At 52.6% G+C, this 23,722-nt stretch carries 18 protein-coding genes and 1 tRNA gene; 8 read left to right on the top strand and 11 right to left on the bottom strand.

The genetic code is table 11. From position 1 onward, the window contains the following. Positions 1-157: 157 nt before the first annotated feature. Entirely contained in the window at positions 158-1,732 is a 1,575-nt protein-coding gene (locus tag PRIO_RS08000; protein ID WP_020431231.1) for a PucR family transcriptional regulator, read from the bottom strand. A gap of 190 nt (positions 1,733-1,922) precedes the next feature. On the opposite strand from PRIO_RS08000, the gene PRIO_RS35415 reads away from it, so the two are divergent. Both PRIO_RS35415 and PRIO_RS35970 read left to right on the top strand, forming a co-directional pair. Beyond that, entirely contained in the window at positions 1,923-2,177 is a 255-nt protein-coding gene (locus PRIO_RS35415) for a hypothetical protein (RefSeq protein WP_144412090.1), read from the top strand. Positions 2,178-2,228: 51 nt separating this feature from the next. Continuing rightward, the gene (locus PRIO_RS35970; protein ID WP_167345592.1) at positions 2,229-2,375 is read left to right on the top strand and encodes a hypothetical protein; all 147 of its coding nucleotides are present in this window, start codon (positions 2,229-2,231) and stop codon (positions 2,373-2,375) included. A 942-nt stretch (positions 2,376-3,317) separates the two neighbouring features. On the opposite strand, the gene PRIO_RS07990 is transcribed toward PRIO_RS35970, so the two are convergent. From PRIO_RS07990 to PRIO_RS07980, 3 genes are all read right to left on the bottom strand, one after another. Further along, a complete protein-coding gene (locus PRIO_RS07990; RefSeq protein ID WP_046501799.1) occupies positions 3,318-4,505 on the bottom strand; it encodes an amidase in 1,188 nt (395 codons plus the stop codon). 370 nt (positions 4,506-4,875) lie between these two features. Continuing rightward, complete coding sequence (ggt, locus tag PRIO_RS07985) at positions 4,876-6,453, bottom strand: gamma-glutamyltransferase (protein ID WP_046501796.1); 1,578 nt, start codon at positions 6,451-6,453, stop codon at positions 4,876-4,878. Positions 6,454-6,815: 362 nt separating this feature from the next. Next, positions 6,816-7,193 (bottom strand): PH domain-containing protein, encoded by a 378-nt coding sequence (locus tag PRIO_RS07980; RefSeq protein ID WP_020431226.1) that lies wholly within the window; start codon positions 7,191-7,193, stop codon positions 6,816-6,818. Positions 7,194-7,360: 167 nt separating this feature from the next. Between PRIO_RS07980 and PRIO_RS35410 the strand changes: the two genes are divergently transcribed. Together PRIO_RS35410 and abc-f are read left to right on the top strand one after the other, a co-directional pair. Next, positions 7,361-7,528, top strand: coding sequence for a hypothetical protein (locus PRIO_RS35410; RefSeq protein ID WP_020431225.1), 168 nt, complete (start codon positions 7,361-7,363; stop codon positions 7,526-7,528). Positions 7,529-7,633: 105 nt separating this feature from the next. Next, complete coding sequence (gene abc-f, locus PRIO_RS07975; protein WP_020431224.1) at positions 7,634-9,556, top strand: ribosomal protection-like ABC-F family protein; 1,923 nt, start codon at positions 7,634-7,636, stop codon at positions 9,554-9,556. Between the two features lie 225 nt (positions 9,557-9,781). Here abc-f and PRIO_RS35965 read toward each other — a convergent pair whose 3' ends face one another. The 3 genes from PRIO_RS35965 to PRIO_RS07965 all read right to left on the bottom strand — a co-directional run bounded on the left by PRIO_RS35965 (position 9,782) and on the right by PRIO_RS07965 (position 11,751). Beyond that, complete coding sequence (locus PRIO_RS35965; protein WP_020431223.1) at positions 9,782-9,934, bottom strand: hypothetical protein; 153 nt, start codon at positions 9,932-9,934, stop codon at positions 9,782-9,784. Between the two features lie 203 nt (positions 9,935-10,137). After that, positions 10,138-10,755, bottom strand: a complete 618-nt coding sequence (locus tag PRIO_RS07970) for an NUDIX hydrolase (protein ID WP_020431222.1) — start codon at positions 10,753-10,755, stop codon at positions 10,138-10,140. 42 nt (positions 10,756-10,797) lie between these two features. Then, positions 10,798-11,751: a TRM11 family methyltransferase gene (locus PRIO_RS07965; RefSeq protein WP_039790477.1), complete on the bottom strand. Its 954-nt coding sequence runs from the start codon at positions 11,749-11,751 to the stop codon at positions 10,798-10,800. A 378-nt stretch (positions 11,752-12,129) separates the two neighbouring features. Between PRIO_RS07965 and PRIO_RS07960 the strand changes: the two genes are divergently transcribed. Then, complete coding sequence (locus tag PRIO_RS07960; RefSeq protein ID WP_020431220.1) at positions 12,130-13,485, top strand: dipeptidase; 1,356 nt, start codon at positions 12,130-12,132, stop codon at positions 13,483-13,485. 113 nt (positions 13,486-13,598) lie between these two features. Here the strand turns inward: PRIO_RS07960 and ltrA are convergent, their stop codons facing one another. Next, positions 13,599-14,891 carry a group II intron reverse transcriptase/maturase gene (ltrA, locus tag PRIO_RS07955; protein WP_020425999.1) on the bottom strand — a complete coding sequence of 431 codons (1,293 nt, stop codon included), beginning with the start codon at positions 14,889-14,891 and terminating at the stop codon, positions 13,599-13,601. A gap of 778 nt (positions 14,892-15,669) precedes the next feature. On the opposite strand from ltrA, the gene PRIO_RS07950 reads away from it, so the two are divergent. Next, positions 15,670-17,646 carry a serine hydrolase domain-containing protein gene (locus PRIO_RS07950; RefSeq protein WP_020427407.1) on the top strand — a complete coding sequence of 659 codons (1,977 nt, stop codon included), beginning with the start codon at positions 15,670-15,672 and terminating at the stop codon, positions 17,644-17,646. A 170-nt stretch (positions 17,647-17,816) separates the two neighbouring features. Here the strand turns inward: PRIO_RS07950 and PRIO_RS07945 are convergent. The 3 genes from PRIO_RS07945 to PRIO_RS07935 all read right to left on the bottom strand — a co-directional run bounded on the left by PRIO_RS07945 (position 17,817) and on the right by PRIO_RS07935 (position 21,230). Then, a tRNA-Gly gene (locus tag PRIO_RS07945) sits at positions 17,817-17,890 on the bottom strand. Positions 17,891-17,966: 76 nt separating this feature from the next. Beyond that, entirely contained in the window at positions 17,967-20,090 is a 2,124-nt protein-coding gene (locus tag PRIO_RS07940) for a putative bifunctional diguanylate cyclase/phosphodiesterase (RefSeq protein WP_020427406.1), read from the bottom strand. Positions 20,091-20,270: 180 nt separating this feature from the next. Beyond that, positions 20,271-21,230 (bottom strand): aldolase catalytic domain-containing protein, encoded by a 960-nt coding sequence (locus PRIO_RS07935; RefSeq protein WP_020427405.1) that lies wholly within the window; start codon positions 21,228-21,230, stop codon positions 20,271-20,273. Between the two features lie 240 nt (positions 21,231-21,470). On the opposite strand from PRIO_RS07935, the gene PRIO_RS07930 reads away from it, so the two are divergent. Then, complete coding sequence (locus tag PRIO_RS07930; protein ID WP_020427404.1) at positions 21,471-21,713, top strand: FeoA family protein; 243 nt, start codon at positions 21,471-21,473, stop codon at positions 21,711-21,713. Beyond that, complete coding sequence (gene feoB, locus PRIO_RS07925) at positions 21,710-23,722, top strand: ferrous iron transport protein B (RefSeq protein WP_020427403.1); 2,013 nt, start codon at positions 21,710-21,712, stop codon at positions 23,720-23,722. Before PRIO_RS07930 ends, feoB begins: the two co-directional genes overlap by 4 nt.

Here is a 23,722-nt window from a genome sequence, read left to right as displayed (position 1 = left end):
AAAGGCCAGCGATTTTCATGCCAGAAATTGCTGCTGCAGGAACCCGGGGCCGCACCCCACCGGCATACAGATTCCCCACCTCCGGGCGCCGGTTAATTGACGTTGGGCACATCGCCGGGGAATTACAGCACCCTGCTTAAATAGACATGCATCCCCCTCATTCTCGCTCCAGCATTTTCCGGAAAATAAACACCAGCTTCAGGCGCATCAGGTCATTGATTTTTTTGAAATCCACATCCAGCAGCTCGCTCAGCTTCTCGATCCGGTAAGTGGCGGTATTGCGGTGAATAAACAGCTTTTTGGCCGTCTCATTTACATGTCCGTCATTCTCCAGATAGACCTCCAGCGTATGCAGCATCTCCCTGACATAATCCGGTTCCCGGCTTTGCAGGCCCCGCAGGCTGCTGCTGCAGTATTTCTCCATCGTTTCTGCCGGGATCCGGCCAAGCAGCAGATTCAGCTCAAGCTGCCGGTAGTGTACAACATTTCCGTGTGCTCCCCAATGCTGGAACATTCCCATACACTCCTTAATCTCGGCAAAAGCCTCCTTCAACCCTTCCGGTTTGACCTTAGCGCTGCTGAGCGCGGCCCGGGGATAATAACCTTTATCGAATTTTAAATTGCCAAAACAGGCATTGACCAGTTCCCGGAACTGCTCAGGACTGTACGGCTCTGCCGGATACAGTGATACCAGGCCTTCATTCATCATTACATGGATGCCGTTCAGATCGCGCAGCAGCGGATGTTCCAGATATTCTTCTTTCAAACGGTGCAGTTCGGTCTGGCGTGCATCCCCGGAGGCGACCGTATCGGTAAGCATCAGCTGAAACGGTGCCTGCAGCAGCCCCACTTCCAGCTTGGAAGCAGCCTGCGCCATTTCAGCGCAGGGCATTCCGCCGTTCAGGCAGAGCCGCAGGAGTCCGCTGAACTCCCTATGCCCGGCATGCTCGAAATAATCCTCATAACCCGAATGAAGATGATAGGAGATCAGCTCGGCTCCCTGGATGAACAAGCTTTCTTCTACCGGCAGCAGCAATGGATCAATGGAGCAGTATAAAAGATAGCCGGAGCACTTACCGCCTTGCAGCAATGGAAGCCTGAACCCGATCTTGTCACCGATCCGGAAGCGCTGATTCCGGCTTTGCCAGGGCCAGCCTTCCAGCAGCTGCGGTACAGCGTTGTCCGAATTGTTGAACACTACATCCCCCCGGGCGCTGACTACAGCGAGCGGAGTTTCGATCACTTCAGATACCGATTCGAACAACGGGCGGCTGCGTCCCGAGCGCAAGGCGAACCGCATCAGCTTCCGCTGCTTCTCCATTATGCTCTGCAGCACACTGGTGCTGCGCGTAAGCTCCGCACGGAACAGTCCGTTCATCTGGTCCGAGAAGGTGAACTGGAACGGCAGCTCAATCAGCGGAAAATTCATCTTTTCCGCTTCGGCAATCAGCTTCTCCGGCACAGCGTCCCAAAAACGCCCCAGCTTGATGCCAAGCCCCGCCGAACCGCGCCGGTTCAAGGTCTGGAGCAGAGCCGAAGCATCCTCCAGACTGTCCTTGATCAAATAAGCTGTTGTAAGGAGCATCTCCCCCTCTTTGATCCAGTCAGAGATATCGGGAGCGTCCATTACATTGACAGATTTGATCACCCGGTGTTTCCCCTTCGAACCGGCAATCAGCTTCGCTTCAGACAAAGGGTAAACGGACAACGCTTCTTCAACCGTAAGATTCATCGCTACCCCTCCTTTATAGATTGATGTTGCAATCATCGTTTGTGTCACTTTATGTAACATTATAAATAAAGTTACTGAAGTTGAAAAGAAAAAAGTATTGAAAACTAATTTATTGTGTTAGTAAACATAACATTATTTTGCAAAAACTTAATGATTCCGGCTGATTTTTCTATTTGAAGGTGAGTTTAGCTTGCACAGGGACATAGGCGGTGGCGGGATGGGCGGCTATGAGATGGTGGCGCGGAATGGGGCGATGGGATGGCGGTGGCGGGATGGTGGCGCGGATTGGCAGCGGTGGAATGGCGGCGTGGGATGGTGGTGGCGGGATGGTAGCGCGGATTGGCAGCGGTGGAATGGCGGCGTGGGATGGTGGTGGTGGGATGGAGCGGGATGGCGGCGGCGGGATGGCGGCCGTGGGATGGTGGTGGCGGGATGGCAGCGGTAAGATGGTGGTGGCGGGATGGTGGCGCGGAATGACAGCGGCGGGGTGGCGGCGGTGGGATGGTGGCGGCGGGATGATAGCGGCGGGATGGCAGGGGCGGGATGGCGACGCGGGATGATAGCTGGGGGATGGTGGCGCGGAATGGCAGCGGCGGGGTGGCGGCGGTGGGATGGTGGCGGCGGGATGGACTGCGGCAAGTAATGCTGCTTAGTTGTGAGGGTATCGGGATGAGTTGGGGGAGCTGGAGAAGGCAGACACAGGCAGAGATGTCAGAGGTGCTTTCCCCACTCATTTCATCTTGCAGCCCGGCTGCAAGAAATATCGGAAGTACTATAACTTCTTATTTTGTCGTAGGGCAGCGTCAAAAAAATGTGTAAGTAACATAGGCATCTTCTCGCGGCCTCGTTAACTGGATAAGTGGAATAAGTATAACTAATTTGCTTGTGAACCTGCTCTTACCGACACTAAGTGGAAAAAGTACCACTAATTCAGCTCATTTCACTCCCAATAGGGAGATATCGCCCAATTAAGTTTACTTTTTCCACCTAAATCGCACGATTATTTATTTCTGGGAGAAATAAGCTCCCTTTTTCCACTTAATCATTCGCTGGCTGGAGTAGGCGATTTCAGAAGTACTTTTGCGTGCCTGAGCATTATTCGGATTTTTGCCTCACTGCTTACTCTTCCTCCTACTCTTACCCTTACCCTCCCCCTTACTCCTACTTCTTACTAATTGTTCTTACTTCTACCTGCTCTACTTCTTACTACTCACCTTCATTACTTACTTTTACTCTTACTACTTGCTTTTACTCCTTACTACTTGCTCTTACTCCTTACTACTTGCTCATTACTACCTGCTACTTACTCTTACTTCTTACTCCATCTACCTGCTCTTACTCCTTACTAATCATCCCAACATTTACTCCTGTTAGCTACACCTAATCCCCCCACTGCTCCGCACAGTCGCGAAGACACCGGGGGGGGTGCACAACACTGAGTTTGTTGTGCCACACTAGCTTTGTTGTGCAACACTAGCTCTCTTGTGCAGCACTAGCTCTCTTGTGCAACTCTAGCTCTCTTGTGCAACTCTAGCTCTTGTGCAACTCTAGCTCTCTTGTGCAACTCTAGCTCTCTTGTGCAACTCTAGCTCTGTTGCCAAATCTCCCGGACCCAGGAGAGCAGGCGCAGATCCTGGCCATGCCCGCCGATCACCGACAAGCCAAGCGGCAAGCCGGCGGGGCCAATCACCGGCAGCGTCACCTGCGGCAGACCGGCTAAGCCGGCGATGCAGCTGAGCATCATAGCGCCGCTGCGGTTCTGCTCCAGCTGTGCCAGATCCCCGCCGCGCAGTGGTGCGGGGCCTGGCACGGTCGGGAGGACGATGCAGCTGTCCTCCCCAAGCAACTGCCGCAGCCGGGCGGCAATCTCACCGCGCATCCGCAGCGCGCGGCTGTGGTCCTGCCCGGCCAGGCCCGCCGCCCACGCGAAGCGGGCGGCGATGTCCGGGCCAAAGAGCGGCTGCGCACGCTCTATCCATGCCCCATGGGTCGCCCATATCTCGGCGCCCTGCAGTTCCCTGAAGACATTCATCCATGTCTTCAGCCCCTCCGGCGCGATCTCCGTCGCGCCGGACCAGCCCGCACCGGCCTGCAGCAGCTGCAGGCCGTTCCGCAAGCTGGCTGCGCTATCCGCATCAGCCAGCGCCCAAGCCTCCGGCGCGATGTGCAGCTTGCCCATCGCGCCTCCCCTGCTGCCGGGAGCTGCCGCCCCGAGCAGCACCTCGCCTGCCTGCAGCAGCAGCTCCGGGCAGGCTGTGATCCAGCCCACGGTGTCGAAGCCCGGCGCGAGCGGAATCACACCTTCCATCTCCACCGCACCATGCGTCGGGCGGAAGCCGTACACGCCGCAGTACGCAGAAGGCACACGGACCGAACCACCGGTATCCGTGCCCAGCGCAAAATCCACATTGCCGGCGGCTACCGCCACCGCTGAACCGCTGGAGGAGCCGCCGGGAATGCGGTCCTTAGCCAGCGGATTGACCGGCGTGCCGTAGTGGTAATTCTCCCCGCCGAGGCTGTACATCAGCTCATCGGTATGTGTGGCTCCCCGCAGGGTAGCTCCGGACTGCAGCAGCATGCTGACCACTGCCGAATGTGCAGCAGACGGGGGATGGCTGCGAAGCCAATCCGGGTTGCCGGCAGAAGAGCAGTGCCCGGCAACTGCGAATACATCTTTTACTGCAAAGCTAAATCCAGCCAGCTTTCCGCTTCCCGAACCCGTTACCTCAAGCTCCGGTTCAATAAATGCGCCGTATAAATTATGAACAGCCATCTCTGCCCCTCCCCTCCCGGACGAACCGGAATGCCTTCAGCCATCCCATGTCTCTTACTCTTCTTTTCTTGGTCATACAAACCAAATTGGAAAGAACCTATGTGTTCATTACAAGTTAAGTGTATTTACTGCAATTAAACTGGTGGTTAAAAGTCCATTTATTGAAATAAATGTATTTCGTACAGTTAAAAATGGCGGTTGACCTTGTTTGGGCACGATGAGTGTTATTTAACTGTGCAGACTGCAATTAAATCTATTTTCACGCTGATACCCGAGCTTTTAGTTGTAGAAAATACAGTTACAGGCGGGAAGCAGCCTCCGCAGAAGCAGCTTCAACTCCACTCCAGCTCCAACTCAACTTCAGCCCCAGCTACCAGCCAATAGCTGCACCATCACAGCGCGGGTCCGTGCCTCCGCTGCGGTAGCCGTTGGCATCGATGGAAATGGCGTGGGCATGGCCCACAATTCCATCGTAGTCCCCCACAGAGCGCACCAGATGTCCTGCTTCGGATAGCTTGCTCAGCACCTCAGGTGCGACCCGGCGCTCCACCTTCAGCTCTTGGGTCGGCTCGCCCCAGGTTCTGCCCCAGACAAAACGCGGTGCGTCTACCGCCGCCTGCGGGTCCATTCCGTAATGCAGCATCCGGGTCAGCAGCAGGCTCTGGGTCTGCGGCTGGCCCTCGCCGCCCTGCGTGCCCCAGAGATAGGCCGGCTTGCCGTCAAGGCAGGCCATCGCCGGCATCAGCGTATGGAACGTCCGCTTGTGCGGCTCCAGCGTATTGATATGGCCAGGGTCGAGCGAGAAGAAAGAACCCCGGTTCTGCAGCAGAATCCCAGTATTTCCGGCCACAACGCCTGAACCAAATTCAAAATACAGGCTTTGAATAAAAGAGACCCCGTTGCCTTCTTCATCCACAACCGCCGCATAAGCGGTATCCCGGCCCACCGGCTCACTGCTAAGCGCAGCTGCCTTCACAGGTGAAATCGATGCAGCCAGCAGCGAAGCATATTGTTTATCCAGGAGCGGCTCCAGCGGAATCCGGCTGAAGGCCGGATCAGTGAGCACCCGGTCGCGGTCGCGGAAGCTTAGCTTCAGCGCCTCCACCAGCAGATGATAATATTCATAGGAGCCATGCGCGATGCCGCCAAAATTGTAGTGTTCCAGAATATTCAGCGCCAGCAGTGCGGTGAAGCCCTGGGAGTTCGGCGGAACCTGATAAACCGCGTAACCGTGGTAGTCCGTGGATACCGGCTCGTCCCAGTTCCCCTGGTGATCCGCAAAATCCTCCCGGGTGAGATACCCGCCGGAAGCCCGCATATACCGGCTGATATCCCCGGCAATCTGCCCTTTATAAAACGCATCCCGGCCGCCCTCGGCCAGGAGCCGCAGCGATGCGGCCAGCTGCCGCTGCACAAACCTGCTCCCTGCGGCCGGAACCGCACCGCCGGGAAGATAGATCGCCGCCGCTTCCGGCGATAGCGCCGCTCCGGCGAGCACGCTGTTGCCGTACTGGTCCGGCGACAGCGGAAACCCGCCGGCGGCATAGCCGATCGCCGGCTCCAGCACCTCCCCCAGGGTCAGGCGTCCATACCCGCGCTGGACGGCCGACCAGCTGTCCGCCATTCCGGGGACCGTAATGGCACTGCGCACCCCCCGTCTCGGAATCGCCTCCTCGCCGGCGTAGCAGTCCCTGCAGACGCCATAGCCGGAACGCCCGCTGCCGTTGTAGGCCCGGACGCGCCCTTCGCCGGCGCTGTAGGTAAGCCAAAAGGCATCGCCGCCCAGTCCCGTCATATGCGGATAGACCACAGCGAGCGCGGCGCTGACTGCTACCGCCGCATCAAAGGCGTTGCCGCCCTTTTGCAGAATCCGCGCTCCGGCGGCGGAAGCCAGATAATGGGGGCTGACCACCATCGTTTTAGTACCGATTACAGGACCTGTCGTCATGCTGCCCATCTCCCATTCCTGTCGCTCAAGTTAGTGTCATTTAACAGCACCGCAAAAACCTTTGTCAATCGGGAGAGACGAAACCGCATGTTTGCCCTCTGTTTTTTGTGAGCCATGCACAAAGTTCTGCAGAACCGCATTGCGCAGGATAGTCTTACACCGATGAACTGTATAGAATAGCGGCTATGGTGACTATGGCTGGCTGACTGGCTGCGGCGCTGCTTGCTAATGTGCCTCCTTCCACGGTTGCATTCCCCATTCCGCTCAGCGCCATGCAAAAATACAAGCAGCCGCCTATAAGGAAAGGCATAACCTGCTTGTACCGCCTGAATCGCCATTATGATGTTTGTGCACCCCACGACTTATTTTAAAATATACTGGGACAGCACAGCCTGCACCTCATAGATATTCACGGATTTGTTGAAGGTTTTCTTCAGCGGCAGCGCGCCTCCCGAGACATACAGGCACAGCTCCGCATCCAGGTCAAAGTGCCCGGCGGTTTCCACCGAATAATGCGTAATGCTTTTGTAAGGGATGGAATGGTACTCCGTTTTTTTGCCGGTCACGCCTTGCTTATCAACAAGAATCAGCCGTTTATCCGTAAAAATGAACATATCCCGGACCAGCTTATAGGCCCGCTCGATTTTTTCCTGCGGGGCAAGAATCTGTGCGTATTCCCGCTGAACATCCGGCAGCGCAACCTGCGTGGCATTACCCAGCAACCCGTTGAACATCGCCATTGCCCGGCCCCCTTCCTGGATTGGATTTGGCAAAAGAACCTCCGCCATATACTCATACTACTTGCACATGGCATCAGATATGCACAGGCGCTGCACTTTTTCTCTTGCATATTCAGCCGTTATTGGTTAAACTGATTTTAAATTTGGATGAAGGAGGTGTAGGAGGAATGGATCACAATCGGACCAATAGTGTTAGCAGCCGGCTGATTAATATTATGGCTGGCATCGTTCATGTAATTGCCGACAACGGGAGAAGTCTGTCCATTTACATGAACTCAATAACACTACAACATTGTGAAATGCCTTTCCTGCCTGCGCTTCAACGGACGCTTTAAGACCGGAGAAACCATAAGGGCCGCGGGGAAATTTCCCTGCGGTCTTTTTGTTTCCAGAATTGAACGTAAGCGGCGACAGGGCATTCTTATAAAAGGAGAATCCCTATGATCATCTCATGCCAAAATGTTCAAAAATACCACGGCGCCCAGCTCGTGCTGAGCGACATTACCTTCGATATCCGCCAAGGTGAAAAAATCGGCCTGATCGGCCGCAACGGCTGCGGCAAAACGACGCTTTTCCATCTGCTGAGCGGGGAGGAACGTCCCGACCAGGGTCAAATCTCCATCCGTAAAGGCAGCATCGTTGGATTGCTGGCGCAAATCCAGGAAGTCAATGACGGGGAGACTGTTTATGCAGTTTTGCAGCGCAGCTTCGCCGAACCGCTGGAGTGGCAGGCCCGCCTGCGGGAGCTGGAGCTGGCAATGTCTCAGCCGGATGCCGGAAGCAGCGGGTTGACCTTTGAGCGGCTGCTCAAAGAATACGGCACCCTTCAGGAAAAATTCGAAGCGGCTGGGGGCTACGAGATTGAAGCATCCATTCAGCGGGTAGCCGCAGGACTGGGCATCGGGACCGGGCAGTTTGACCGCCGCTTCTCTTCCCTCTCCGGCGGGGAGAAAACCAAGGTCGGCCTGGCCGAGCTGCTGCTGCGCCGTCCCGATATCCTGCTGCTGGATGAGCCGACGAACCATCTCGATATGGAAGCCATCGAATGGCTGGAGCAGTTCCTGCAGGATTACGAAGGGACAGTGGTGGCGATCTCCCATGACCGCTACTTCCTCGATGCCGTAGTGAAGAAAGTGATTGAGATTGAAGACGGCGAAGCCTTCACGTTCCACACGAACTACAGCGGTTATCAGATCGAGAAGGAAGCCCGGCTGCTGCGGCAGTTTGCTGATTATCAGGAGCAGCAGAAGAAGATTAAACAGATGCAGGAGAGCATTAAACGGCTGATCGAATGGGGCAACCGCTCCAATCCGCCGAACCCTTCCTTCCACCGCCGGGCGGCTTCAATGCAGAAGGCGCTCGACCGGATGGTGAAGGTCAAGCGTCCGGTCCTGGAGCGCAAAGCCATGGATTTGCAGCTGCAGCAGGAGGATCGTACCGGCAATCAGGTCGTCATTCTTGATCGGATTGGCAAAAGCTACGGGGACCGCACCCTCTTCTCCGGAGCCAATGAAGTTCTGCGGTATGGGGAAACCACCGCATTGATCGGCGGCAACGGCGCGGGCAAAAGTACGCTGCTGCGGATTATCCTGGGCCAGGAGCTGCCGGATGAGGGAAGCTGTATCCTCGCCTCCAGAGCCGTTGTCGGCTACCTGGCTCAGGAAGCTGTTCCGGAGGACGGGAAGCTCTCGGTGCTGCGGTACTTCCGCGAGGAAGCAGGTCTGGAGGAAGGCGAAGCCCGGGGACAGCTGGCACGGTTTCTCTTTTACGGAAGCGATGTGTTCAAGAATATTGCGAACCTCTCCGGAGGAGAGTGGACCCGGCTGCGGTTCGCAGTGCTGATGCACCGCCGCCCGAATCTGCTGATTCTCGATGAACCGACCAACCATCTGGATATCGATTCACGCGAGGCGCTGGAGGAAGCGCTGGAGGAATACCCTGGCACTGTGCTCGCGGTATCCCATGACCGATATTTCATCAACCGCTGCTTCGGGAAGCTCTGGTCGATAGCCGAAGGAAGATTTACCGTTTTCTCCGGCAACTATGAGTATTACAAAGAAAAACAAGCGGAGAAGGCTGCCGCCGCCGGACTCTCTTCGGATAGCGGCAAGAGGCTGCTGCAACCAGACAATGCCCCGAAGTCCGCCAGCAGCCCATCTGAAGGCAAGCCCCGTCCCTCAGGCTATTGGGAGGAGAGGATTGCCACCGCCGAGGAACAGCTTGGCTCCATTGATGCGGAAATGCTTGACCCGCAGATCTCCAGCGATGCGGACAGACTCGCCGAGCTGCAGCTTCTCCGGGACGCCGCTCAGGAGAAGCTGGATGAGCTGTATGCCTGCTGGATGCGTGAAACAGACCAATAAGCCCTGAAAGGACAGATGATAACAATGACAGAAATAATCGCTGAATATTGGAAGGCAAATCATGACCTTTGATCCGGGCATGCGGGTGGTTTGTGAAAACTTTGAGCTGATATACTGCAAATAATCAGAGATGCGAATTCAAAAAGGCTGCTTCTTCATCACGAAGAGGCAGCCTTCATTGTATAGTTGCAAGTAGTGGTGGAAGTTGTAGCTCTGCGGTTAATTCTAGTGCCAGAAACCCATAACCCAGCCAATAACCGAGATCCATAAAGGAATACTGATGAGGACGCCCCATACCAGTCCAGTGGCAATGTTGCCTTCTGCAGGACGTGTCATGCCCTCCTGCTTAAGCGGAAGTCTTAGCTCTTCTTGTTCCATGCGATCCCCTCCTAAAATAACTATCGACAGAGCAGAGGAAAAAATGTAGACCGCCTGGCCCAAAAAGTTAAATTTTCGGCGATTTTTTTAGATATAAAGGCTCAGCGGCTCCATATTGTAAAGGCTTACATATTTATTATTAACCAGTTTTTGTCTCATTTAAAACTTATAAATTATCTTATTCCTACAGCATATGTAAATTCCTAGTCCAAAATGACCGGTTTTTCAGGATTCCGCAAATATTCGAACATGATCCGCAACTGCTCCCGTGTGTTCCGTTCTTCCGACAGCTCCGGCAGTTCATCCTCGGCAAAAAAAGCCACCCCGTTCGTCTCCACGCCCTCCGCCGCAGCGCCGCCGGTTATCCGGCATAAGATGAACATTTTGTACACATGGTACGGCTCCGGCGGATGGTGATGGAACTTCTTGTCCAGCACAGCCAGCAGACGCAAAGCCTCGGCTTGAAAGCCTGATTCCTCAGCGATCTCCTTCACCGCCACTTCCCTTGGAGACAGTCCGATATCGGCCCAGCCTCCGGGGAGCGCCCAGTGGCCATCCAGCTTTTCACGAACCAGCAGAATCTTCTCTTCATGGAAAATCACACCGCGCACATCTACCTTGGGAGTACTGTAGCCCTCCTCGCCCGCAAAAGCAAGCCTGATCTTCTCCTTGCTCTCAAAGGTATAGCCCGCCAGAATATCCACGCTCAGCTCCCGCAGCGCCTGATAACGTTCGATATCATATACATCCTTGGCATAGGCAAGCCCCGTCTGGGCAATCGCCTGAATTTCCTTGGCCCAGGTTAACCACTTCTGTTCCATAGCTGCACCGTCTTTCCTCAGTATAGACATACAAAGTCCTGTTTACTCACACAGCATCAAATGACGGGAGAATGCGCCTTTCTTTGCTACGCAGCGGTCGATAATGGCGAAGCCTGCTTCAGCAATCATCTCATCCACCGCTTCAATCGCGACAATGACAGCACGGTCAGCAATACGGCGGGTATGAACCAGAATCGCCAGCTGCTCCTCGGGCGTAATCCGCGAATATAAATTATAGGGCATGTCCACGATAGCAACGTCATAATGCTCCTGAATGTCCGCAATATCGCCCAGGGTAACCACACTGTTAAATCCGAAATGGGCGATATTCGTGCGTGCACCGGCGGCAATTTGCGGATTAATGTCCCGGCCTACAATGTCAATGCCCATGGACAGCGCCTCCACCATTACTGTGCCTATGCCGCAGCAGGGATCTATCGCCCTCACACCTTCAGGATGCGGAACCGCCATATTGACCGCCGCCCGCGCAACACGCGTGCTCAGCGCAATCGAGTAGCTGCGCGGTTTGTTCATCTGCCGGAACCAGGTTGCCTTGTTCTTATGATACACTCCGAAGTACCAGCGGCCGCCCAGGGTTACAATGCCGTATACCCGCTCCGGATGGTTCACATCCGCCTCTCCCTCGATGCGCAGTCCGATTTCCCGCTCGATTGCTCTGCGTTCATCATACTCTATTTTTTCTTCCGGGGACAAATCGTTCGTCTTCACAAAAATCACCTTGAACGTCTGCCCTTCCACCTCTACCTGCTCAGTCTGCTTATAGATATCCTCCAGACGGTCCCCGGAGTACATGACGTCAATCCGCTCCTTGATAAACGGACTGCGGCTGACCTCCACTTGGGTCCGGCTCCCAAAGATCGCCGCCGGAATTTCCCGGCCAAACAGACAGCGCAGCTCCATTCCGCATAGGGATTCTTCGTCCCCAGTACAAGCGTAGGTGTATATATATAATGGCTGTTCCTGATTATTTTGCATATGCATTCCGGGGTCATGGCTACTATTTGAATTCACTGACACTTCATTTTCGCTCCTGTCGCTTCCGCTTGATGCGGAGAATCTGCCTCTTATACTGAATTACAGCACCTGCCATACCAGCAGTGCCCTTTGCCGCTTAAGCCAGCTAAGCTTATCATGGTTACTGTAGGTAATCAACAACCTGAAAGGGGCTGACAGCGGATCTCCTGAAACTATCCTTTGTCAGACTTTTGCCGATTCCGTTTTGATCCATCCTGGGTTCTCCAGTATAATGGAGGCAATACACTGCCAAAAAAAGACTGCGGCGCAAGCCGTAATGCCATGCCGGCTGATTCAGCCGGTTTTTCGCAGTGAAACCCAAGGAGGTACATATTCACTATGTCTTACGAAACCTACTTTCAGACTGAGCGCGAAGCTCAACTGGCCGAACTGAAGCAATGGCTGTCCATCCCCAGCATTTCGGCGCTCTCTAGCCACAAGGAAGATGTATTATCTGCAGCACACTGGCTGCTGGATACCCTGAAGCGTGCCGGGCTGGAGAACATTGAACTATACCCTACCGCAGGCCATCCGGTCATTTACGCCGACTACCTTCATGCCCCCGGCAAGCCGACCATCCTGGTCTACGGCCACTATGATGTGCAGCCGGTTGATCCGCTTAACCTGTGGACGACTCCGCCGTTTGAACCGGAAATCCGTGACGGCAAGCTGTACGCCCGCGGAGCTACCGACGACAAAGGCCAGGTGTTCATGCACATCAAAGCCATTGAGGCCATTCTCAAGCAGGAAGGCACTCTGCCGGTCAATATCAAGCTGTGCATCGAAGGCGAAGAGGAAATTGGAAGCGTCCATCTGCCGTCTTTCCTGGAAGCCAGCAAAGACAAGCTCGCAGCAGACGCTGTGCTGGTCTCGGATACTTCCCTGCTGGAACGCGGACGCCCGGCCATCTGCACCGGCCTTCGCGGTCTCTGCTCGCTTGAAGTCAGCGTCAATACCGCATTGACTGATCTCCACTCCGGTTCGTACGGCGGCGGTGTGCCGAATGCACTGCATGCGCTGGTTTCTTTGCTAAGCTCGCTTCATGACGACAAGGGGCGCGTTGCCGTTGAAGGCTTCTACGATGGTGTTCCCGAGCTCTCCCCGCTGCTGCGTGAAGAATTTGCGAAGCAGGGTGTGGATGAAGAGAAGATCCGGACAGGCCTTGGTTTGGAGCAGCTGTACGGCGAAGAGGGATACAGTTTTGTGGAACGGGTCGGCGCCCGGCCAACCCTTGAATTGAACGGTGTCTACGGCGGGTTCCAGGGTGAAGGCAGCAAGACCGTCATCCCTAAAGAAGCCCATGCCAAAATCACCTGCCGCCTTGTCGGCGACCAGGACCCTCAGCATATTCTGGATGTTGTTGAGGCTCATCTCAAGGCCAACATCCAGGCAGGAGCAAAAGTCCAGGTAAAACAGATGGAAAAAGCCCGCGCCTTCAACATTGACCCTTCGAACCCCATTTTGCAGACAGCGGCTGACGCCTATGGCAAAGTATACGGCACCCGCGCCCTTTTCACCAAAGACGGCGGGTCCATTCCGATCATGGAAAGCTTCTCCCGCATTCTTCAAGCACCGGTGGTGCTGATGGGCTTTGGCCTGGATGACGAGAACCTGCATGCACCGGATGAGCATTTCAACCTGGAGAACTTCGATAAAGGCCTACTGACCATTGTCGAGTTCCTGAAGACTGTCTAAGACCTCCTGTCCTAGAGTAAAGGGCTGGTGCAACCCAGCCCCTCCTCATCAAACCGTACGTGAGGTTTTCCCTCATACGGCTTTCCGATGTTCGTCATTCATGGGCATGCAGATTACAATAGCGTTTTTAGTCCATATTGGATGGTCAAATATTTAACTTCTGACCTGGACCTCATCCATCTCCCGCGTTGTCTCTTCTTCGCGTACCACCGGGTTAATCTTTGCAAAATATACCAATCCAGTTTCGCTAATCTCTTTTGGCTGTAGTTCGTGTAGTAATAATTTCTCCATCCTTGAATCTTTGGATTGAGCCATTCCACCTGTTCCGCCAACGTTCTTGAGCGCATGCTCGGAGGGGCTAATCTTTCTTTGACCACGCCTCGGATGCGCTCCTCTGCCTTTTTCGTTAGCCATTGCTGTGTGGTGTAATATACCTTCCCTTGGGAAGTTTCTGCTTTCGTTTTTCGATGGTGCATTCCTAAAAAGTCGAATCCTTCGTCTCCTGTCCACAGGCCTACAATGCGGGTTTTGGTCGGATGTAGAGTTAACTCCAGACGTTCCATGATTCTGCTTATGAGCTCATAGGCATGTTCGGCGTCCTTTTTCGTTTTACAGACTACGACGAAATCGTCTGCATACCTGGTCAGTTCCCCCAATCCACTTCCGTGTTTCTCCCATAGCCGGTCAAAGTAGTTCAAGTAGATATTCGCCAACAGCGGTGAGATGACGCCACCTTGTGGTGTCCCTAAATCGGAACGCCTCACGTTTCCTTCTTCCATAACTCCCGCCTGAAGCCATTTCCGTATTAACTTCAAGATTCTCCTGTCATTGATACGCATCTGTACCAGTTTCATGAGCTTCTCTTGATTAATGTTGTCGAAGTAACCTTGGATATCGACGTCGACTACCCAATTTCCTTTGCGGTTGCAGGCTTTCCGGATTCGTTCCAGCGCTCCTTTCGCACTTCGCTTCGGGCGAAATCCGAAGGATACTTCTTCGAAGTCTGCTTCGAAGATGGGCTCAATCACGAGTTTGGTTGCCATCTGTATGACTCGGTCGCGCACGGTGGGTATGCCCAGCGGCCTTGGCTTCCCGTCTTTCTTTGGGATATAGTGCCGCCGCACAGGCTGCGGATGGTAGCTGCCTTCTTTCAATTCTCGCTCACAGGTCTTAAGGAAGTTCGTTTCTCCTCGTTCCTCGATGTCTGCGAGCGTCACGGCATCTACTCCTGCTGCTCCCTTATTCGCTTTCACCCGTTTCCAGGCTTCACACAGCACATCCGGGCGGTAGACCTTGTCATACAGCGCATGAAATTTACGCTTCTTGTTCTCCTTGGCCGCATGACCTAGCTTTTCTTGGAGTTCTTGAACTTTTTCCTTTGGTGTCGTTAGCCCTTTGGCATTCACTCACTCGTACCTCCTCCAAAAGCATAAACAAAGCAGGGCTCCTTCCCTCCCTAAGGTTATGTTGTCCTTAGGTTCTTCGGTATTATGAGCCCCTCGGACTCCCTTCCCACAGACGGTTCATTTCATCTTTTGGACTTATAGAGCGTCTCTTTACGGGTTTCTAAAAAAAAAATTCCTCCCGTGTGGGGGAGGGTCTCCCCAGTTCACTGCGTCTTCTTTCCTTCCATGCCGATCCCCATACGCCGGAGGATTCTTCACTGCCGTTCCAAGTTCTCTGCAGCTTCCGTGGTCTTCACCCGTATAGGCGAGGCTCGACTTCCTCTCTCCCCCCTTGCGGGGCCTTTGTGACGACGCGGCAGGATTCACTTCATGTTACGGCCTAGCAGGTTGCTCGCCCTGTCTCTGACCGGACTTTTGTCGATGCGCTTCTACGCACAGATTTCGCCGTACGCAGGCATCCCAGCTACACGGGGGCTTGGCCCCTCCCGTGACCGGACTTTCACCGGCTAGAAGATACGTGCTTTCTGGGCACGCCCTATACATTAAAAGCCAGGGTTTCCGCATAATGCGGAGACCCTAGCTTTTTTTAGATTTATGTATATATAAGTTTAATAACTAATCCATAGGAGAGGCGATCTTAAGATATTATTAATAATTGGCTTAAGTTCTCCTTATGTTTTCGTTTCTATACTTGGTCTATCAAGGAAAGGAGGCAAGCGGTTAAGCTTCGGGTCGGGCATACGACTGTAATCCATTATTCATGAAAAGGAGAGTTACAATGAAAAAAATGATCCCGTTCATTCTTGCTGCTGTTCTGCTGGTTCCATCCGTTGCTGCAGCGGCAGATCCAGAAAAGAACGCTTCCCCTGTCAACCTCGGCAAGGCTGAAATCGAAGCATTCGCGAATACATTTTTTCAGCAAAAAGAAGTAAAAGACCAACTTGCAGGCGCAGTTCTCGTCGTCGTGAAAAACGGGCAGGTCTTGCTGAATAAAGGGTATGGCTATGCGGATGTCGGCTCCAAAAAACCGTTCGACTCCGATCATACCGTCTTCCGCGTGGCATCCGTATCCAAATTGTTTACTGCTGTAGGGGTTATGCAATTGGCTGAAAAAGGAAAACTGGACCTGGACAAGGACGTTCAAGCCTATTTACCGGATGTTCAAATCCCGAATAAAACCGGGGGGCCGCTCACTTTGAAGCATCTAATGACTCACACGGGCGGGTTCGACGCAGGTACCGCAGAAGATCCCCAAAAAACATATTCGCTAAGAGACTTTATCAAGGAAACCGTACCGACCGTCATCACAAAGCCTGGGGAAGCGTTCAACTACAATAACTACGGCTATGATTTGCAAGGGTATATTATTGAAAAGGTATCCGGTCTTCCGTTTGAAGAGTATATGATGAAGAACTTGTTTGCGCCTCTCGGCATGAACAACAGTGATTTCATCTTCACCGATAAAGTCAAGAAAGCGATCGCTACTCCCTACGACAGCTCCCTTAAGCAGGCCCCGCAACCTGTCAATGTACCGGTTAACAGGCCGGCCGGCGGTATGTTTTCCACTGGAGCCGATATGGCCAAGTTTCTTATGGCCATGCTGAACGATGACCCTGCTAGCAAACCTCGTATCCTGACCGAGGCTTCTATACGGGCGATGGAACATAACAGCGTTACGATTCACCCTAAAATTCCAGGAGCCGGCTACGGCTTGGAATCGAACTATACCAAATATTACAACGGATACAATGTCGTAGAGAAGGGCGGCGATTTGCCTGGCTTCCATTCGAACATATGGCTGCTGCCTGATGAGAAGACAGGGGTTTTTCTCGCTTTTAACAGCGACAAAGGCAATTTGCGCCTGCCTTTCTTCGAGCAATTCATGAATCGTTACTTCCCGAAAAAGGGAACAGGCCCGGCTTTCGTGCAACCGGAACCGACCAAGCAGCAGTTGCTTCGCTTCGAGGGAACATACCGCGATTTGCGCAGTCCGGGATGGAGTTATGATATTTCGGCCGTGGACGGAGCATTGATCGTCAAAGCCCCTTCGGGTAATCATACTTTGCGGCAAGCGGAAGACTTGCTTTTCTATGACGAAGAGGGAGTTGCCGCAGGATTTAAACCGGGCGCCGATGGAAACATCCTTTACTTTGCTTACAACAAGCCTGGCAGTTGGTCGATGAAGGCCCCCGAGATGCCCAAATTCCAAGACGTACCCGATGACCATCCTTATGCTGAGTACATTTATGAGCTCGCTCAATCAGGAGCCATCCAAGGAGGTTCCGGCAGTTTTGAGCCGGACAAGCCGATCACCCGCGGCCAATTCATAGCTATGCTCGTTCGTTTATCCACTTATCCGCTTTCTCAGAAACCCTCTTCGTTTGCAGACACCAAAGGAAATGAATACGAGGCATATATCCAGACAGCATACGAAATTGGCATTGCTAATGGACTTACAAACGGAATGTTCAATCCTGACCAACCGGTCACTCGTGAAGAAGCAGCAACCCTTGTCTGGCGATTGGTCAAAATTGTCCTGAGCGCCGCTCCAGTGCAATCCGACTTGAAAGGCCCGTACTCTTCTTGGGCAGCTGAAGGCCTGCAATTTGTCGTCGGTAAGCGATTGTTCGGTCCCGATGTACAGACGTCTTCAACAGGTTCGGTAGACTATAGACCGAAAGATATCATGCTCAAACAAGAAGCGGCTGCATTGCTTAGCCAGCTCCTGAAGTCAATTCGGCAAATTGAAAAGTAACTGAATATTCAGACGGATCGATCGTGAGGGTTCCGATCCGTCTTTTCGGCCCGCCGCCTCATTTGAACGATGGAGATGGCATAAGCCCCATGAATAAAAAGCAGTCAACGGTTTGGCGAAAAATACGCAAATAAAAAACCCTTGTGCAACAAGGATTTCGAAGTTAAGTATGGAGCGGGTGATGGGAATCGAACCCACGCTATCAGCTTGGAAGGCTGAAGTTCTACCATTGAACTACACCCGCAACAGAAAGTGAAGACAAAAAGTATTGTAGCATTCCTACGAAAAAAATGCAACCCTGTGGGCGCATTCTGTTTCCTTTAAGATGGCATTCCCAGCGAGGGCTTCAGAAAAAAGGTTTCGAATTCGGCCGCCTTAATGGGTTTGCTGAACAAATACCCTTGCCCCTCATGGCATTGCTGCTGGCGCAGGAATTGCAGCTGCTCCTGGTTCTCCACACCCTCCGCCGTTACCTTCAGCTTCAAGTGGTGGGCCATGGAGGTAATCGTTGATACAATAGCTGCGTTGTTGCTGTCCTCCAGCACTTCCGACACAAAGGAACGGTCGATCTTCAGCCGGTCAATCGGCATATTCTTCAGGTAATGCAAAGAGCTGTAGCCTGTGCCGAAATCATCAATACTGATAAAGACCCCCAATCTCTTCAAGCGGTTAAGCTGATCGAAGGCCGTCTCTTTATCCAGGGTCATGCTTTCCGTAATCTCCAGATCAACATAACAAGGGTCAAGCCCGATATCCTGCAGAATGACATCAATTTTCCCCGCCAGATTCGGCTGGAGAAATTGGCGCATAGACAGGTTGATGGAGACGCAAATGGGCCGGTAACCGGCGTTCTGCCACATTTTATTCTGAAGGCAGGCTGTCTTGAGTACCCATTCCCCAATTGGAACAATTAGGCCGCTCTCTTCGGCAATCGGAATGAAGTCTACTGGGGAGACCAGTCCGCGCTTCGGATGATTCCAGCGCAGCAGTGCTTCCATACCCACGATTTCTTCGGTTTCGAGCTGTACCTGCGGCTGATAGACCAGATAGAACTCGTCACGTTCAAGCGCGCGGCGCAGATCATTTTCCAGTTTCAGCCGTTCCTTCGCTTTCATCTGCATTGCGGGTATGTACCGGCGGATCTCCACTCCCTGGTCTTTGGCATTATGAACAGCGGTATCCGCATTCTGAATCAGCTGCTCTGCCGTGTCTCCGTCTCCAGGGTAAATGCTCATGCCCAGACTGAGTGAAATATGATACTCCCCGGATTCAAGCTGCACCGGCGTGTCGAATAGCCGCAGAAGCTCCCCCGCACGAATCAGGCAATTCTCTACACCTGTCCGGTCCGTCATAAGAAAAGCAAACTCATCCGCTCCCATACTGTAGAGCTCTTCATTCGCTTTCGCTTCATTCCCAATACGCTTGGCGACCAGTTGAAGCAGAAGATCGCCGGCGTAATGTCCGAGCGAGTCATTTATATTTTTGAAATGATTGATATTCATGATAACCAGTGCAGTGAATCCGCGGCTCTTGTCCCGTTCACTCTGAAGCAGCATTTCTTCCACGCGCTGCATCAGGCGGCGCCGATTCGGCAGACCGGTCAGATCATCGTGGTAAGCCAAATAATTAATCCGGGCCTCTGCCTCCTCATTTTCCTGAAAAGGCTCTTCAATGGTAAGCCGGTATACGCCCTTCAGCAGAAGATAATAGGCTGCACCGCTGCTGAGCATTCCAAACAGATAATCCATCTCTCCTACGCTTAGAAGATTCATAAGGAATACCTGCCCCAGCGCGAAAAAAATCAATGAGCGGATAATAATGAGGAGGGAAGCCGACTTCTCCGTTTTGCCAGGGTAGACGATAATGCCCACGGCTAACAGATAGATAAAAAGCACGGCCAGATTCATGACATGCTGCAGTCCGTCAACCTGCGAATAACCTGACATCCGGGCAGCTGCCATATCCCCAAAAACGAACAGAGCCAGAGCGCCCAGAACCAGCACAGAGGAGGTCCGGAAGACTTTGTTTTTGCCTGCCGCTGCTACCGGCTTGTCCCCCCTGCCGAAGATGAACAAAATCCCCAATGCACTGGCCAAGCGCGAGAAGGTGAGCAGCCACAAGGATTGTTCAGCATTAATATAGGAAGATATTGCCGGAATGCCTACGAAACTGAGCGTGTGTAAAAAGTCAAATATGCATACACCCAAAAAAAGCGCAGAGGTATACAGCCTTGCCTGCGATAACCGGTTAGCGAAGAACAGCCATCCTTGGGCAAAAATAGCAAATCCAAAGGCGACATTACAAAAGCCAATGATCAGATAGAGCGCCGACAACAAATCCTTATCCTCTATATTCCCCAGCGGCGTACGAAAAATTTGTATCAGAAGGAACAGCACGGCCCCTGTAATTGCCGCATGTATGGTCTTTTTCTCTTCTTGTCTCATAGGTCCCTCGCGTCTGAATTTGATATCTATTATAAGTGGATGGATATATTTATGTCCTATGTATAAATATCGGCTGGATGGCACAGTAAAGTTACATTCAACCTTTATTAAAAGAAAGCCCCGGGGAAAAATAAAAAGCACTTCCCCCTGTTCCAGAGTTCAGTGCTTCTCATGAAGCCTTTATTTATCTCCAAAATTCACTTCAGGTGTGGTGAGCTTGTCATAGAATTCAACCGCTTTGTCCTTGTCCTCCGATGAACGCAGCGCCATTGCGGAGCGGGGATGCTCATCCAGTGTGCCTGTAATCATATACGGAATGATGTAGCCCCATTCTTCCTTTTCACGCAAAGGGATCATCAGCCGTTCGAGGATGTCGAGTACCGGCCGGAGCGTGTACCTGGTATTCTTCAAATGGGTAACCAGCAGCTCAGTCGGGCAGTTTCCGGCGGCACGTCCCATCCCGTAGCAGGAAGCATCAAGCAGCTCTACACCTTTTTCGGAAGCCAGAAGGGTGTTGGAGAAGGCCAGCTGCAAATTGTTATGGGTATGTACCCCTAACCGCTTATTCGGCAGGTGGGTTTGGAACTTGTCCACCAGATAATGAATGTCGTTATGGTCCAGGCTGCCATATGAATCCACAATATATACAACGTCTACAACGCTCTCGCGGATTTGTTCAAAGGCTTCCAGCAATTCATTCTCCATGACATTCGACAAGGCCATAATATTAATGGTGGTTTCATAACCTAGATCATGGAACGTCTGCACCAGCTGCAGGGCCTTGTCCACATCTTTGCTGTAGCAGGCAACGCGGATCAGATCGAGCATACTTTCACTGCGGGGCAAAATATCATTCTCATCGACCCGCCCGATATCCACCAGCGCAGACAGCTTGGTGTGACCCTTCTGCGGAATCACTTTTCTCAGAAAATCATCATTCAAAAAACGCCAAGGCCCGGCACCCTCTGCTCCTTTGAGCAGTTTAGGTGAATTTTTATACCCGATCTCCATATAATCAACACCAGCCTCATTCAGGCCGGCATATAGATTCTGAACGAATTCAACACTGAAATCCCAGTTATTAACCAGACCTCCATCGCGGATCGTGCAATCGACAATCTTGCTTTTATTACTCTTCACCTTGTGTTCTCCTTTCAGTTGTAACCCTCATTTTGCCGCCGGGACGGACTTCCTATGCAGTCATTATCGTTCAATCATACTGTAGCAAAGAATCAATTGTAAAGAAAATTTCAGTTTCCCTTCATACACCTTCCCTCGCATAATGGACAATGACAAATATCACAGAAAAAATGCATAAAAAATGCTAAAGTACAAGAAAACAATTGAGATTGATTATCAATCTCTCTCGGAGGGATTTAAATGGCTTCCACATCCTGCTCCTTACTGCGCTTACAGCCGGGCTCAACAGGCTCCATTCAAAGAATAGAAGGAATGAACCCCATCTTGCGGCGCCGCTTAGCTGATCTTGGTGTGTCTGAAGGCGTAATAATCCGTCTGAAAGGGAAAGGCCCTTTTCTCGGTCCCATCACCCTGGAATGCAATGGGCAACTGTTCGCTATCCGCCGGAAGGAAGCTTCCATGATTGAGGTGAATGTCTCATGAGTTCAATTGCTCTCTTAGGTAATCCTAATACTGGGAAAACCTCGCTTTTTAATACACTGACTTCTTCCTATGAATATGTGGGCAACTGGGCAGGCGTAACGGTTGAGAAAAAAATCGGCAGCCTGAAGAACGGCGCAGGCAAGCTGATCGATCTCCCTGGTATATATTCGCTGCATCCCCTCTCCCGTGATGAGGGTGTCGCCACGCAATATCTGATTGAGGAATCCCCGGAAGCCCTCATTAATATCGTTGATGCCTCCCAGCTGGAACGCAATTTGCTGCTCACCCTTCAATTGCTTGAGTATGGCAAACCCACTGTCCTGGGGTTGAACATGATCGACGTGGCCAAGGCGCGCGGCATTGCAGTTAATCATGAGGTACTGCAGTCACGTCTTGGCATTACTGTGCTCCCGCTGATTGCCAGAACCGGCAAAGGCAGCGGACAAGTACTCAGTATCCTGGAGAAAGCTTCAACGATCCCGCAGGTAACCTTCAGACTGGATTATGGCGAACTGACCGAGGAAGCCATCGCTTCCATCGTAACGGAATTGAAGTCCATTCCCGGACTGCCCAACCTGCGCTGGGTTGCCTTACAGTTGATGGAGCAGAATCCGGTTGTTCTGGAACTGCTGAAGAAACGTATGGATATCTCCCGCCTCTTGGTTATCTGCGACGGATGCCAGAACGCATTGCAGAGCAGCAAGCAGGCGCTGACGCTGCCTCAATGGATCCGGTCTGTCCGTATGGATTACATCCGCTCCCTCTGTGCAGCCGTGATGGATACCACACTTCTTAAGCCGCATAATCTGACTGAAAGACTTGATTCCATTCTGACGCACCGTTTTCTTGGGCTGCCGCTGTTCATTTTCTTTATGTACGCAATGTTTAAGACAACCTTTGACTGGGTCGGCGGGCCTTTATCGGATCTTGTAGACGGCTTGATATCAGGCCCCATCAGCACTGGAGCGAGTTCACTGCTGCAAACAGTAGGGGCATCGGACTTCACACACGCGCTTATCGTGGACGGAATTATTGGCGGGGTTGGCGGGGTTATCGTCTTCGTTCCGCAGATCTTCATCCTGTTCCTGATGATCTCCTTCCTTGAGGACTCCGGTTATATGGCGCGTGTCTGCCTGCTGATGGACAGCACAATGGAGCGCATGGGGCTCAACGGCAAAGCCTTCATTCCTTTTATCATCGGCTTCGGCTGCAATGTGCCGGCAATTATGGCCGCACGCAGCATTGAGCAGCCTAAAGACCGCATGCTGACTACACTCCTGATGCCGCTCATGTCCTGCTCCGCACGGCTTCCGGTGTATCTGCTGTTTGCAGCTGTATTTTTCCCGGCTCAGCAGGCTACAGCAGTGCTGGCCATGTATGTGCTCGGCGTTGCGTTTGCACTCATTTTGTGCAAATTGTTCTCGAAACATCTGTTCAAGAACGAATCCTCCATCTTTATCATTGAGCTTCCGCCCTACCGGATGCCCCAGCTGAAGACGCTTGGCCGCAGCACCTGGGAAAAAGGCAAAGGGTTTCTGCGCAAGGCGGGAACGATCATTCTTGCCGGTTCTGTGATTATCTGGCTGATGTCTTACGCTGGCCCTTCAGGATTAAATGTGGAAATGGACAACAGCTTCCTCGCTAAATTCGGCGGGTTGATTGCGCCCCTGCTGCATCCGCTTGGTTTTGGGACCTGGCAGGCTGGCTCTACGCTGGTTCCCGGTTTTCTGGCCAAAGAGGTTGTTGTATCCACCATGAATATTATCTATCATGCGCCGGATGCAGCCGGACTCGAAGGCCAAATCTCGCAGGTCTTCACACCGCTCAGCTCAGTCAGCTTCATGGCCTTTATCCTGCTCTATATTCCTTGCCTGGCTACTGTAGGGGTTATCAGAAAAGAGACTGCTTCGTGGAAATGGACCTTTTTCTCCATGGGATATTCGCTGGTGCTGGCGTATTTGGTTTCATTGGTCATTTTTCAGGGTGGAAGCTTGTTGGGCTTGTCGTAG

This window comes from Paenibacillus riograndensis SBR5 (assembly GCF_000981585.1).
Lineage (GTDB): Bacteria > Bacillota > Bacilli > Paenibacillales > Paenibacillaceae > Paenibacillus_AQ > Paenibacillus_AQ riograndensis.
This window is presented reverse-complemented; position numbering and strand designations above follow the sequence as displayed.